Here is a 13,496-nt window from a genome sequence, read left to right as displayed (position 1 = left end):
TCGTCAGGTCACGATCCGCTGGGGGAGTCCGCGCTCGTCCGGCTCCCCGCCGAGGACGTCGGCGACACCCTCGACGAACCGCAACGCCGACCACGCGCACGCGGCCGCGTCGAGGTGGTCGTCGCCCGCGGGCGCGGGCGGCCCGTCCAGCCAGCCGGCGAGGGCCGCGACGCGCGCCTCGCGCCCGGCGGGGGTCTTCTTCGACGGCAGGACCGCCCCGGTCATCGCGGCGAACGAGAGCTCGGGGTGGGTCTCCACCGCGAGCCGCCGCACCCGGTCCTGCGTCAGGGCCTCGTCGAGGGCGAGGACGGGCCCGCGCAATCCCCACGTCTGGGCCGAGAGACCCTTCCCCCGCAGGAGCTCCCGGGACACCTGCCGCGCCGCGGTGTAGTCGGGTGCCCGCAGCACCGCGCGCGGCGGGACGAGGAACACCCGGGCGTGGGCGCGACCGAGGGCCCGCTTCGCGAGCCGGTCGGCGGGGCGCCAGTCGTCGCGGGGCAGACCGATCGGGACGTCGAACCCGACGGCGAGGGCACCGGGCGCCGTCGCGAGGACCGCTTCGACCCCGGGTCCGGGCGCCGACCGCCACGCCAGCAGCCGCGCGGAGTGAGACGTGCCCTCGACGACGGCCACGGCCCAGCCCCCGCGAGCGCCGTCCACCCCGAGCACCACCGACCCCATGACGCGATCCTGGCAGGGGACTGCCAAGCTGGCTCCATGCGCGTCCACGTCGGTACCGACCACGCCGGGTTCGAGCTCAAGGAGCACCTCGTCGCCCACCTGCGCGAGCAGGGGCACGACGTCGTCGACCACGGGGCGCCGGTCTACGACTCCGTCGACGACTACCCGCCCTTCATCCTGCGCGCCGCGCTCGCCGTGTCGCAGGAGCCGGGCAGCCTCGGCATCGTCATCGGCGGCTCCGGCAACGGGGAGCAGATCGCCGCGAACGTCGTCCCCGGCATCCGGTGCGCGCTGGCGTGGTCCGTCGACACCGCCCGGCTGGCCCGCGAGCACAACGACGCCCAGTGCGTCGGCATCGGCGCCCGCATGCACAGCCTCGAGGAGGCCACGCTGCTGGCCGACACCTTCCTCGCGACGCCGTTCTCGAACGACCCGCGCCACGTCCGGCGCATCGAGATGCTCGACGACTTCGCCCGCACGGGGGAGCTGCCGACCCTGCCGGCGAGCGCCACCGACGGGTCCTGATGCCGGAGGGCCACACCGTCCACGGCAACGCCCGTGACCTCTTCGCGCGCTTCGGCCGGTCGCCGGTCTGGGTGAGCAGCCCGCAGGGGCGCTTCACCGAGGGGGCCGCGTTGCTGCACGACGCGACGCTGGTCGCCGTCGAGGCGCACGGCAAGCACCTGCTCGCGCGCTTCGACAACGGGCGCGTCCTGCACGTCCACCTCGGTCTGTACGGCAAGTGGACGGCCGGCGACGGGCAACCGGAGCCGCCGCGTGGCCAGGTCCGGGTGCGTCTGGAGGCGGAGGGCGGCTGGGCGGACCTGCGCGGCCCGACCGCCTGCGAGGTCCTGGACCCCGGGGGCGTCGAGGCGCTGCACGCCCGGCTGGGGCAGGACCCGCTGCGCTCCGACGCCGACCAGGCCGTCGCCTTCGAGCGGATCAGCCGCAGCCGGACGACCCTCGGGGCGCTGCTCATGCAGCAGGAGGTCGTCGCCGGGGTGGGAGCGGTCTACCGGGCGGAGGTGCTCTTCCGCGCGGGCGTCAACCCCTACCGCCCGGGCCGTGAGGTGACCCGGGAGGAGTGGGAGTCCGTCTGGGGCGACCTGGTGCTGCTCATGCGGGCCGGTCTGAAGGCCGGCGGGATCGTGACGACCCGCCCCGAGCACCGCGCGAAGCGGAAGGGGACGCCGACCCGGGGCGATGCGTTCTACGTCTACCGCCGGGCGGGAGAGCCGTGCCGGTTGTGCTCCACGCCGGTCGAGTACGCGCAGATGGTCAACCGGCACCTGACGTGGTGTCCGACCTGCCAGCCTCGTGAGTTGAATACCACCAGTCGCATTCCGTAGACGGAGAGTGACGACTAGAGTGCTCCCATGCAGCGGTCAACCCCGCGGCCACCCCGCAGCGTGGCGTCGCGACGGTCAGGGCTGCTCAGTGCCGCTCAGCGTGCGTCCTGGCGCCGGTTGCTCGCCCGCCCACCCCAGACGCCGGCGCTCCTCGTCCTCTCCGCGGTCGTGCTCGGCGTGGGTCTGGGCTCGGCCTTCACCCGCTGGGTGCCGTTGACGGCGTTCGTGCCCGCGATCCTGGTCGGTGCCTTCGTGCTGCGGATGTCGCGGATGCTGGCGCTCTGCCTCGTGGCGGTCCCGGCGATGTTCATCGCGATCGTCGTCCGCGCCGACGACCCCCGGCCCGTGTCACCGAGCGTTCTCGTCGTCATCGCGATCACGGCCGGGATGGCGATCGTCTTCGCCCGGGGGCGCGACCAGCTCGGACTGACCGGGTACCTCGGCGAGGCCATGCTCGTCGACCTGCGCGACCGGCTGATGTCCCAGGGGGACCTGCCGGAGCTGCCCCCGGGGTGGCACGTCGAGGGTCTGCTGCAGCCCGCGCACGGGGACGCGTTCTCGGGTGACGTCCTGCTCTCCTCCGTCTCGCCCGACCGCACCCGGTTCGAGGTGGTCCTGGTCGACGTCTCCGGGAAGGGGCAGGACGCGGGCAGTCGCGGACTGCTGCTCTCGGGGGCCTTCGGCGGGCTGCTCGGATCGGTGTCGCCGCACGAGTTCCTCCCCGCCGCCAACCGCTACGTGCTGCGGCAGGACTGGTTCGAGGGCTTCGCGACGGCCGTGCACCTGGCGGTCGACCTCACCTCGGGGAAGGTGAGCGTCTCCTCGGCCGGACACCCACCGGTCGTGCACGCGCACTTCGTCGAGAGCGCGGAGCTGCTGGACGCGGTGCACGGGCCCCTGCTCGGTGTCGTCCCCGACGCGGACTTCCCGCCCGTCACGGCGACCCTCGAACCCGGGGACGCCCTGCTCGTCTACTCCGACGGGGTCGTCGAGCAGCGCGACGTCGACCTCGGCGAGGGCATCGGTTCCCTGGTCCGCAGGCTGCTGGCCCTCACCCCCGACCAGCGGTCCGGGTCGCTGCCCCGGCTCGTCGCGGACGGGGCCGACGGCGACTCCGACGACCGCACCGCGCTGCTGCTCTGGCGCGACTAGCCCCGCGCCGGGAGCTCTCCCCGGATCCCGGCCGCGGCACGTTCGCCGTGCTCGGCGCCGAGGTCGGCGGCCAGTCGTCGCAGCAACGGGGCCGCGTCGCGCACGCAGACCCGCGGGTCGGGTTCGAGGTCCGTCAACGCCCGTGCGTCCGCGAAGCCCGCGGCCCGCCACCGCTGCTCGGGGAGGTCGCGCCGGCCGCTGAGCACGACCACCGGGACCCCCGTCCTCGCGGCCGCCGTCGCGATCCCCACCGGGGTCTTCCCGCCCAGGGACTGCTCGTCGAAGCTGCCCTCGCCGGTGATGACGAGGTCGGCGCCCGCGGTGCGGTGGTCCCAGTTCGCGAACTCCAGCACGACGTCGATGCCCGGGCGGCGGACCGCCCCGAACAGGCCGAGGGCCACCAGACCCGTCCCGCCCGCGGCCCCCGCGCCCGGGGTGTCGCGCGCGTCCACGCCGGTCGCGGCCGCCAGGACGTCGGCGAAGCGGGTCAGCGCACGCTCGAGCAGGTCGACGTCGGCGGGGGAGGCACCCTTCTGCGGTCCGAACACGGCGGCCGCCCCCCGCGGCCCCAGCAGCGGGTGGTCGACGTCGGCGGCCAGCGTCCAGCGCGCGGCGCGTGCCCTCGGATCGAGCCCGGTGAGGTCGATGCGGTCGAGGTCGAGCAGGGCCGCTCCGCCGTCGGGCAGGTCGTGGCCGTCCGCGTCCAGGAGCCGGGCGCCCAGGCCGACGAGGATCCCGGCGCCGCCGTCGGTGCTCGCACTGCCACCGACGGCCAGGACGACGTGCTCGGCGGCGAAGTCGAGGGCGGAGCGGAGCAACTGCCCGGTGCCGCGGGTCGTGGCGGTCAGCGGGGCGGGGACCCCGCCCGGCAACCGGTCCAGCCCGGAGGCCTGCGCCATCTCCACGACCGCGGTGTCGCCGTCGCGGGCGAAGGTCGCCTCCAGGGTCTCCCCGGTCGGGCCGGCGACGCGGGTCGCCACGGCCCGGAAGCCCGCCGAGCGCAGCGCCGCCTCCACCGTCCCCTCGCCCCCGTCGGCGACGGGGATCTCGGTCCAGGCGAACGTGCGACCCACGGTGTCGACGTCGCGGGTGAGCTCCCCGAAGGCGCCCTCAAAGCCCTCGCGGAAGCCGTCCGCGATCGTGCGGGCGACCTCGGCCGCGGTCAGCGAACCCTTGAACTTGTCCGGGGCCACGACGACGTGGAAGGCAGACGACATGTCGGGACCCTACAGATCACCGCGGGTGATCCCGGGGAACGACGGAGCGGCCGGCCTCGAGGGGACCGGCCGCTGTGGAGCGGGTGACGAGAATCGAACTCGCGTAGCTAGTTTGGAAGACTAGGGCTCTACCATTGAGCTACACCCGCGTGCACGGACAAGCCTGCCACAACCCTGCGGGCAGGAGCAGCGCACCGTGCGGGGACAGCGTAACGGGTCCGGAGCGGTAGCCTGCTCCAGTACCGCCTGCGTGGTGGTCGCGGGGTGTGGCGCAGCTTGGTAGCGCGTCCGCTTTGGGAGCGGAAGGCCCCCGGTTCGAATCCGGGTACCCCGACGGACACGCGGGTGTCGCCGTACGTGGCGGCGCTCGCGCACGAAAGAGCCCCGACGCGGCAGCTAGCATTCCGCGGTGCGCCGGGGCTGCCCGGCGTGCCGCACGCCTGACCACGACCTCCGCAGGACGCGGAGAGATCCCAGGAGAACCCCGCTGTGAAGAGCGACGTCGAGACCCTCAACGCGACCCGGGTGAAGTTCACCGTCGAGGTCGGCTACGACGAGCTGAAGCCCAGTCTCGACAAGGCCTACAAGACCATCGGCGGTCAGGTCCAGGTGCCGGGCTTCCGCAAGGGCAAGGTCCCCGCGCGCGTCATCGACCAGCGCGTCGGCCGCGGTGTCGTGCTCGAGGAAGCCGTCAACGACGCCCTGCCGAAGTTCTACCAGCAGGCCGTCGAGGCCTCGGACTTCCTGCCGCTGGGCCAGCCCACCGTGGACGTCACCCAGGCCCCCGACGTCAAGGACGGCGGTGACCTCAAGTTCTCCGTCGAGGTCGACGTGCGCCCGACGATCGAGCTGCCCGACCTCTCCACCATCACCGTCACGGTCGACGACCTCGAGGTCCCGGCCGAGGAGGTCGAGACCCGTCTCACCTCGCTGCGCGAGCGCTTCGGCACCCTCACCGGCGTCGACCGCGCGGCCGCCGACGGCGACTTCGTCTCCATCGACCTGCACGCCGAGATCGACGGCGAGGAGATCGAGACCGCCAAGGGCATCAGCTACCGCATCGGTCAGGGCAACATGATCGAGGGCCTGGACGAGGCGCTGACCGGCGTCGCGGCCGAGGGCACCGTGACCTTCTCCGCCCCCCTCGCCGGAGGCGAGCGCAAGGGCGAGGACGCCTCCATCACCGTGACCGTGCAGTCGGTCAAGGAGCGCGTGCTGCCCGAGGCGGACGACGACTTCGCCCAGCTGGCGAGCGAGTTCGACACGCTCGAGGAGCTCAACGCCGACCTGCTCAACCAGGTCGAGCAGGCCAAGAAGTTCGAGCAGGGTCTCCAGGCCCGCGACAAGGTCCTCGAGAAGCTCCTCGAGACCGTCGAGGTCCCGGTCCCCGAGTCCCTCGTCGAGGCAGAGATCCACGCCCACCTCGAGCGCGAGAGCCGTCTCGAGGACGCCGAGCACCGCGCCGAGATCGAGGACTCCACCCGTCAGGCGATCCGCAGCCAGCTGCTGCTGGACGCCCTCGCCGACGCCGAGGAGATCGGTGTCGACCAGGGCGAGCTGATCGAGTACCTCGTCGGCCAGGCGCAGCAGTACGGCATGGAGCCCCAGCAGTTCGTCCAGATGGTCGACGGTGCCGGCCAGGTGCCCGCCATGGTCTCCGAGGTCCGTCGCCGCAAGGCGCTGGCCGTCGCCATGGAGAAGGCCACCGTGACCGACGCCTCCGGCAACGCCGTGGACCTCGAGGAGCTCGTGGGCGGCGACGACGACGAGGACGGTGCGGAAGCCCTCGAGTCCGGCAGCGAGTCCACCGACGAGGCCGGCCAGACCGTCGACCCGACCGGTGAGGACGAGCAGGCCGCCGCCGGGGAGACCGCGGAAGAGCCCTCGAAGAGCTGATCCCCGCCGCTGTCGGCGCGCTGTTCCCGGACCCGGGATCAGTGCGCCGACAGCGAAAAGGGCCCCGCCCCGACATGGTCGTCGGGGGCTGCGCGTTAGGGTCGATCGAGATCGGCGGAGCATCCGCCGAACCCTCCCGGACCAGGTCCGGGGTGGGTGGTCGATGCCAGGAGAGGGCCAGGGAACAGCGTGAGCGAGATCTTGAGCGCACCGGGACTGGTGACGCCGCAGCAGGCTCGAACGGGTACGCCGGGAGCGGGCCTGGACGACAACGTCTACCAGCGACTCCTGCAGCAGCGGATCATCTGGCTCGGGACCGAGGTCCGGGACGACATGGCCAACGCCATCTGCGCGCAGCTGCTGCTGCTGGCCGCCGAGGACCCCGACGCGGACATCTTCATGTACATCAACTCGCCCGGCGGATCGGTCTCCGCGGGCATGTCGATCTACGACACCATGCAGTACATCAAGCCGGACGTGGCGACGATCGCGACCGGCATGGCGGCCTCGATGGGGCAGTTCCTGCTCGCCGCGGGTGCGGCCGGCAAGCGTTCCGCCCTGCCGCACGCGAAGATCATGATGCACCAGCCGCTGGGTGGCCTCGGTGGTTCCGCCAGCGACATCAAGATCCTGGCCGAGCAGATCATCGCCACGAAGAAGCAGATGGCCGAGCTCATCGCGCACCACTCGGGCCAGACCTTCGAGACGATCACCCGCGACTCCGACCGGGACCGCTGGTTCTCTGCGCAGGAGGCCAAGGACTACGGGCTCATCGACCACGTCGTCGGTCACACGAGCGAGGTCACGGGCGGTGGCGGCACCGATGCGTGAGCCTCTTCGTCCTCCGTTCGACGCCCAGATGGGAGACCGCCCGATGATGAACCCCCAAGCGCGCTACGTGCTGCCGCAGTTCGAGGAGCGCACGTCCTACGGGATGAAGCGCTCGGACCCGTACACCAAGCTCTTCGAGGACCGCATCATCTTCCTCGGCGTGCAGGTGGACGACGCCTCGGCGGACGACATCATCGCCCAGCTCATCGTCCTGGAGTCCCAGGACACCGAGCGCGACATCATCATGTACATCAACTCCCCGGGTGGGTCCTTCACGGCCCTCACGGCGATCTACGACACCATGCAGTACATCCGTCCGGACATCCAGACGTACTGCATGGGTCAGGCCGCCTCGGCCGCGGCCGTCCTGCTCGGCGCCGGTGCGCCGGGGAAGCGGTTCGCGCTGCCGAACTCGCGCATCCTCATCCACCAGCCGGCGATGGCCGGTGGCGACTACGGCCAGGCCTCCGACCTGGAGATCCAGGCCAACGAGATCCTGCGCATGCGGTCCTGGCTGGAGAGCACGCTCGCCTTCCACTCCAACCGCACCGCCGACCAGGTGCGCGAGGACATCGAGCGCGACAAGTTCCTCACCGCCAAGGAGGCCGTCGAGTACGGCCTCATCGACGAGGTGCTCCAGAGCCGCAAGGCGTCGGCCCCCTCGCTCTGAGCACGGAACGTCACTCGCGCGCAGCAATGCGCGAGTCGTAGGCGCGCACCCGGGGGGCCGGTCTGGCACCGTGTCCCCCGGAGGCGTCTAATGAGTCGGGCGAGGGGTACCCGGCAGGTAGCGTGGTCAGCACGCGACGCGTCCGGTCCGCTCGGCGGCCTCCGGGTCGTGGGTCCAGCAGCACGAGGAGAGGAAGCCGTCGGTGGCACGCATCGGTGACGGGGGCGATCTGCTGAAGTGCTCGTTCTGCGGCAAGAGCCAGAAGCAGGTCAAGAAGCTGATCGCAGGCCCTGGCGTCTACATCTGCGACGAGTGCATCGACCTCTGCAACGAGATCATCGAGGAGGAGCTCGCCGAGGCCAACGACCTGGGCCTGGTGGAGCTGCCCAAGCCGAAGGAGATCTTCGACTTCCTCGACCAGTACGTCATCGGCCAGAGCTCGGCGAAGAAGTCCCTCGCCGTGGCCGTCTACAACCACTACAAGCGCATCCAGATCGGTGAGCCCTCGGCGAAGAACCGCGACGACGCCGTCGAGATCTCCAAGTCGAACATCCTGCTGATCGGCCCCACGGGCTGCGGCAAGACGTACCTCGCGCAGACGCTCGCCAAGATGCTCAACGTCCCCTTCGCGATCGCCGACGCCACGGCGCTGACCGAGGCCGGCTACGTCGGCGAGGACGTCGAGAACATCCTGCTGAAGCTCATCCAGGCCGCTGACTACGACGTCAAGAAGGCCGAGACGGGCATCATCTACATCGACGAGGTCGACAAGATCGCCCGCAAGTCCGAGAACCCCTCGATCACGCGTGACGTGTCGGGGGAGGGGGTCCAGCAGGCGCTGCTGAAGATCCTCGAGGGGACCACGGCCAGCGTCCCGCCCCAGGGTGGACGCAAGCACCCCCACCAGGAGTTCATCCAGATCGACACGACGAACGTGCTGTTCATCGTGGGTGGGGCCTTCGCCGGCCTCGACCGGATCATCGAGGCGCGTTCCGGCAAGCAGGGGCTCGGCTTCGGCGCGCAGCTGCGCTCGACGGAGAAGAAGGCGGCCGAGCCGTCCTTCGCCGAGGTCATGCCCGAGGACCTCATGAAGTTCGGGCTGATCCCCGAGTTCATCGGTCGTCTGCCCGTCATCACCTCGGTGGAGAACCTGGACCAGGAAGCCCTGGTGCAGATCCTCACCAAACCGCGCAACGCCCTCGCCAAGCAGTACCAGCGGATGTTCGAGCTGGACGGGGTGGAGCTGGAGTTCACCGACGACGCCCTGGAGGCCGTCGCCGACCAGGCGATCCTCCGCGGGACCGGTGCGCGCGGGCTGCGCGCGATCATCGAAGAGGTCCTCCTCCCGGTGATGTTCGACGTTCCCAGTCGCGACGACATCGCCCGGGTCGTCGTGACCCGTGAGGTCGTGCTGAAGAACGTGAACCCGACGCTCGTGCCCCGTGAGGCCCCGGCCCGCAAACCCACCCGGGAGCGTCGCGAGAAGTCCGCCTGACCCCAGGACGACGAAGGCCCCGAACCTCCTTCGAGGTGCGGGGCCGTTCTCGTTCCCACCCGTGATCTCGCCTGGAGTCCCAGCGGGATCACGGGTGGGTGAGGGTCACTGCTGGAGGACGGCCTCGACGTCGATCGCGACCTTGAGCGTGGTCCCGAAGACGGCGACACCGATGCCGACGGCCTGGTTCCAGTTCATCTTGAAGTCGTCGCGGTGCAGCTCGGCCGTGGCCGAGAACGCAGCCCGGGTGCCACCCCACGGGTCGGGACCGCTGCCGGAGTAGGACAGCTGCAGCTGCACGGGCCGGGTGGTGGCCAGCAGGGTCAGGTCCCCGGCGAGGCCCCACCCGTCGGCTCCGCGCTGCAGACCCGTCGCCCGGAACGACAACGTCGGGAACTCCGTGGTGTTGAGGAAGTCCGCCGAGCGCAGGTGCTCGTCGCGCTGGGTGTTGCCGGTGTCGATCGAGGTCGCGTCGATCTCGACCTCGACGCGGGAACGGGTGACGTCCTCGGGGACGGTGATCACCCCGGAGAAGCTGGTGAAGCGTCCCGTGACCGCCGAGAGTCCCAGGTGGTAGGCGCGCGCGGAGATCGTCGAGTGCGTGACGTCGATCGCCCAGATCCCGGGCGGGGGGACGTCGCTGCCGCCCTGACGGCGCAGACGAACCTCCCCGACGTGCCAGGCCCCGTCGGCCGGGACGACGACGGTCGTGGCCCGCGGCTCGTGGGCCGGGGCCGCGACGAGCATCGTCGCGGCCCCCGCCGGGACGCCGTCGAGGGAGAAGACCCCGTCGCCGGCGGTCACGGCCCGGGCCACCTGGGCCCCGTCGGCGCCGAGCAGCGTGACCGAGGCGCCGGTGACGGGCCACCCCTCACGGGTCAGCACCTTCCCCTCGCCGGTGACGCCCGCGCCGGCCTGCGCGCCGACGTTCCGGTCGGCGCGCAGGTCGGTCTCGCGGTCGGGACTCACCGCGGGTCGCCGATCTGGGAGTTCGTCTCGAAGCGGGTCAGGTCCAGCATGGTGCCGGCCTGGCCGGAGCCCAGGGTCAGCTGGGCGGCGGAGACGGTGTCCTCCTCGATGTCGACGGCCGTGGCCACCGGAGCGAACCCGGCGGCGGTGAGCGTGTAGTGCCCGCCCGCCAGGTCCTCGAAGGAGTAGCTGCCGTCGGTGCCGGTGACGACGGAGCCGACGACCTCACCGGAGGAGTCGACGAGGGTCACGGACGCCTCGCGGACGACCCGACCGTCGCTCGCGGCGACGACGGTGCCGGTGAGGCGGCCGCCGCCGGTGAGGACGAGGTCGCAGGCCAGGGCGCCGGAGTCGGGGACCTCGACGCTGCGGGCCAGCGGACGGTGCGACTCGTTCTGCGCAGTCAGCACGTAGCTGCCGCCCATGAGCTGGTCGAAGGCGTAGCCGCCGCCACCGTCGGTGCGGGTGGAGCCGACGACCTCGCCGGTCACGTCGGTCAGGGTGACGAGCGCGCCCTGGACCCCGTGGTGGTTGCCGGAGTCGACGCCGTCGTGGATCTCGTGAGCCAGGACCCGGCCGGTGATGGCCGAGCGACCGGAGAGCACCACGTCGCGGGTGACGGAGGTGTCACCGATCCCGACGAGGGTCGCCGAGGGGGCCACGTGGGCCGCCGCGACGATCAGCAGGTAGGTCCCGCCGGTCGGCAGCGCGAGGCGGTAGGTGCCGTCCTCGCGGGTCGAGGTGCGGGCGACCTGCTGGCCGGACTGGTCGGCGAGGGTCACGACGGCACCCGGCAGCGGACGCCGGTCGTGGTGGCGGACGGAACCGGACAGCGAGAGTCCGGTGTCGGTGCGGGTGGATTGAGCGGACACGCCCGTCGTCTCCTCCCGGTCGTGGTGCGCGACACCGTTGAGCGCTGCGGCGGCACCGTTCACGGACCCGTTCACCGAGCCGTTCAACGGAGCGCCGTGCGCGGCACCGTTCACCGAGCTGTCGTGCGAACCCTCGACCGCAGCGTGCCCGGCCGGGGAGTCCTGGACCGCCGCGGGAGCGGTGGTCGCCACCTGGGCATCCTGTCCGGTCTCCTCGCCGCCGCGCAACGCCCGCTCCTTGAAGAAGAACGTGATGACGAAGGCGAAGAGGGCGAACGGGGCCGCGATGAGGAAGACCTCGGCGATCGAGGAGCCGTAGGCGGCCTGGACGATGCCGCGGACGGGCTCGGGGATCGTGGCCAGGTCCGGCACCCCGGTGCTGGAACCGAGCGAGCGAGCCGCTGCGGCGGGGTCGATGCCGGCGGAGCGCAGACCCGAGCTCAGGTGGCTGGTCACGCGGTGGCCGAGGACGGCACCGAGGGCCGAGACGCCGATGGCTCCGCCGAGGCTGCGGGCGAAGGCCACGAAGGACGACGCGGAGCCGAGGTCACGGGGTTCGACGACGTTCTGGACCGCGAGCACGAGGTTCTGCATCATCATGCCGACGCCGAGACCGACGAGGGCCATGTACGGCGCGACGACCCAGTAGTTGGTGTCGTACTCGATGGTGCCCATGAGGCCGAGACCGACGGTGAGGAGCAGGCCGCCCACGACGAGCCAGCTCTTCCAGCGTCCGGTCTTGGTGATGAACCGGCCGGCGATGGTCGAGGACAGGAAGAGCCCGATGATCATCGGGATGGTCATGATCCCGGCCCTGGTCGGGGTCTCCCCGCGGGCCAGCTGGAAGTACTGGCCGAGGAAGATCGTGGCGGCGAACAGGGCGACGCCGACGAAGAGGCTCGCGGCGGCGGAGAGGGCGATCGTCGGGTTGCGGAAGAACTTCAGCGGGACGATCGGCTCCTTGGCGCGGTGCTCGGCTAGGACCGCGAGGCCCAGGAAGATCACACCCCCGGCGACCAGGGCGACGGTCCACCAGGAGCCCCAGGCGAACTGGGTGCCGGCCAGGGAGACCCAGACGAGCAGCGCGGAGATGCCGGCGGCGAGGAGGAAGGCGCCGAGGTAGTCGATGGAGACCGCGCGCTTGGCCTGCGGCGGCAGCTTCAGCTTGAACTGGAGCACGAAGAAGGCGATGACGGCGAAGGGGACACCGACGTAGAAGCACCAGTGCCAGGACAGGTGCTGGGTGAGGACCCCGCCGATCAGCGGGCCCCCGACGGTGGCGAGGGCGAAGGTCGCGCCGAGGTAGCCGGAGTACCGGCCGCGTTCCCGGGGGCTGACCATCGACGCCAGCACGACCTGGGTGAGGGCGAGCAGACCGCCACCGCCGATGCCCTGGAAGACGCGCAGCGTGATGAGCATGCCCATGTTGGTGGACAGGCCCGCGACGACCGAGGCGATCACGTAGATGATCAGCGCCGTCTGCACGAGCAGCTTCTTGGAGAACAGGTCCGAGAGCTTGCCCCAGATGGGGGTGGAGATCGTCGTCGCGAGCAGCGCGGCGGTGACGACCCAGGTGTAGCCGGACTCCGTGCCGTGGAGGTCGTTGACGATGGTCGGGAGGGCGTTCGAGACGACCGTCGAGGACAGGATCGCCACGAACATCCCGAGGAGCAGGCCCGAGAGCGCCTCGAGCACCTCCTTGTGGGACATCTTCGGCACGGCACTGTCGGAGTGCGCCGGGTGGGTGGGGGTCGTGGTGCTCATGCGTTCGCCTGCAACTCTTTCTCCCGCTCGGGGACGAGCTCGGTGTTCTCCGGCGACGCTGCCGCTGACGTGGTGACCGCGCACTCGGTGGTGGCGGTCGTGACGAGTTTCCCGAGGAGCCGGGTGAGGTCGCCGACCTCGTGGTCGGGCCAGGCGTCGAGGCGCTCGACGAGCTTGCCGACGATGGCCCGGCGGTGGTGGCGGAGTTCCTCGACACCCTCGGCGCTGACGGTCAGCCGCTGCGAGCGGCCGTCGTCGGGATCGGGGGCGGAGTCGAGGAACCCCTTCTGCCGCAGGTGGGTCACCTGGCGGCTGACGGTGGAGAGGTCGAGCGAGAGGTGCTCGGCGACCTCGCTGATGCGCAGGGAACCCCGCTGGTGCACGACGGCCAGCGTCGCGATCGCGGGGGTGTTCAGCGTGCCGACGAGCGTGCGGCGTGCGCGGAGCAGGTCCGGGAACACGTCGACGAGCGCGGCACACGCGTGAGGTGTGGCCATGTCGACCTTCAAGCTCGGTTGGTGTGTGCAAGCAACGATATGCCCGGATGGTTGCAGCATGCAACCCCGAGGTCCCCAGAAGCCGTCGTCGGGGGAGGGAAGG

12 protein-coding genes and 2 tRNA genes are annotated in these 13,496 nt (G+C 71.4%); 8 read left to right on the top strand and 6 right to left on the bottom strand.

Going from position 1 to position 13,496, the window contains the following annotated elements:
- Positions 1-3: 3 nt before the first annotated feature.
- Positions 4-681, bottom strand: a complete 678-nt coding sequence (locus tag SJY07_RS05060; RefSeq protein ID WP_380157434.1) for a DUF429 domain-containing protein — start codon at positions 679-681, stop codon at positions 4-6.
- Between the two features lie 36 nt (positions 682-717).
- Here SJY07_RS05060 and SJY07_RS05055 point away from each other — a divergent pair, with 36 nt between their 5' ends.
- Genes SJY07_RS05055 through SJY07_RS05045 form a run of 3 tightly spaced genes read left to right on the top strand, consistent with a single transcriptional unit; the run spans position 718 to position 3,182 of the window.
- Positions 718-1,206 (top strand): ribose-5-phosphate isomerase, encoded by a 489-nt coding sequence (locus SJY07_RS05055; RefSeq protein WP_380157433.1) that lies wholly within the window; start codon positions 718-720, stop codon positions 1,204-1,206.
- Positions 1,206-2,030 (top strand): Fpg/Nei family DNA glycosylase, encoded by an 825-nt coding sequence (locus SJY07_RS05050; RefSeq protein WP_380157431.1) that lies wholly within the window; start codon positions 1,206-1,208, stop codon positions 2,028-2,030. Before SJY07_RS05055 ends, SJY07_RS05050 begins: the two co-directional genes overlap by 1 nt.
- Positions 2,031-2,057: 27 nt before the next feature.
- On the top strand, positions 2,058-3,182 hold the full coding sequence (locus SJY07_RS05045; protein ID WP_380157429.1) for a PP2C family protein-serine/threonine phosphatase: 1,125 nt from the start codon (positions 2,058-2,060) through the stop codon (positions 3,180-3,182).
- Here the strand turns inward: SJY07_RS05045 and SJY07_RS05040 are convergent.
- The gene (locus tag SJY07_RS05040; RefSeq protein WP_380157427.1) at positions 3,179-4,399 is read right to left on the bottom strand and encodes a glycerate kinase; all 1,221 of its coding nucleotides are present in this window, start codon (positions 4,397-4,399) and stop codon (positions 3,179-3,181) included. The genes SJY07_RS05045 and SJY07_RS05040 overlap by 4 nt on opposite strands.
- A 75-nt stretch (positions 4,400-4,474) precedes the next feature.
- Positions 4,475-4,548: transfer RNA gene (locus SJY07_RS05035), tRNA-Gly, on the bottom strand.
- 111 nt (positions 4,549-4,659) lie between these two features.
- Here SJY07_RS05035 and SJY07_RS05030 point away from each other — a divergent pair.
- The 5 genes from SJY07_RS05030 (at position 4,660) to clpX (ending at position 9,291) form a co-directional block, all read left to right on the top strand.
- Positions 4,660-4,733 (top strand) — tRNA-Pro (locus SJY07_RS05030).
- 155 nt (positions 4,734-4,888) lie between these two features.
- Positions 4,889-6,295: a trigger factor gene (tig, locus tag SJY07_RS05025; RefSeq protein ID WP_328295339.1), complete on the top strand. Its 1,407-nt coding sequence runs from the start codon at positions 4,889-4,891 to the stop codon at positions 6,293-6,295.
- Positions 6,296-6,484: 189 nt separating this feature from the next.
- Complete coding sequence (locus tag SJY07_RS05020; RefSeq protein ID WP_380157425.1) at positions 6,485-7,126, top strand: ATP-dependent Clp protease proteolytic subunit; 642 nt, start codon at positions 6,485-6,487, stop codon at positions 7,124-7,126.
- A complete protein-coding gene (locus SJY07_RS05015; RefSeq protein WP_380157423.1) occupies positions 7,119-7,796 on the top strand; it encodes an ATP-dependent Clp protease proteolytic subunit in 678 nt (225 codons plus the stop codon). The genes SJY07_RS05020 and SJY07_RS05015 overlap by 8 nt, the downstream gene beginning before the upstream one ends.
- A 202-nt stretch (positions 7,797-7,998) precedes the next feature.
- Positions 7,999-9,291 carry an ATP-dependent Clp protease ATP-binding subunit ClpX gene (gene clpX, locus SJY07_RS05010; RefSeq protein WP_328295340.1) on the top strand — a complete coding sequence of 431 codons (1,293 nt, stop codon included), beginning with the start codon at positions 7,999-8,001 and terminating at the stop codon, positions 9,289-9,291.
- Positions 9,292-9,396: 105 nt separating this feature from the next.
- On the opposite strand, the gene SJY07_RS05005 is transcribed toward clpX, so the two are convergent.
- Genes SJY07_RS05005 through SJY07_RS04995 form a run of 3 tightly spaced genes read right to left on the bottom strand, consistent with a single transcriptional unit; the run spans position 9,397 to position 13,393 of the window.
- A complete protein-coding gene (locus SJY07_RS05005) occupies positions 9,397-10,260 on the bottom strand; it encodes a YceI family protein (RefSeq protein ID WP_380157420.1) in 864 nt (287 codons plus the stop codon).
- Positions 10,257-12,896, bottom strand: coding sequence for an MFS transporter (locus SJY07_RS05000; RefSeq protein ID WP_380157418.1), 2,640 nt, complete (start codon positions 12,894-12,896; stop codon positions 10,257-10,259). The genes SJY07_RS05005 and SJY07_RS05000 overlap by 4 nt, the downstream gene beginning before the upstream one ends.
- Positions 12,893-13,393, bottom strand: coding sequence for a MarR family winged helix-turn-helix transcriptional regulator (locus SJY07_RS04995; protein WP_380157416.1), 501 nt, complete (start codon positions 13,391-13,393; stop codon positions 12,893-12,895). The genes SJY07_RS05000 and SJY07_RS04995 overlap by 4 nt, the downstream gene beginning before the upstream one ends.
- Positions 13,394-13,496: the final 103 nt, after the last annotated feature.

This window comes from Kineococcus sp. R86509 (assembly GCF_042466365.1).
Lineage (GTDB): Bacteria > Actinomycetota > Actinomycetes > Actinomycetales > Kineococcaceae > Kineococcus.
This window is presented reverse-complemented; position numbering and strand designations above follow the sequence as displayed.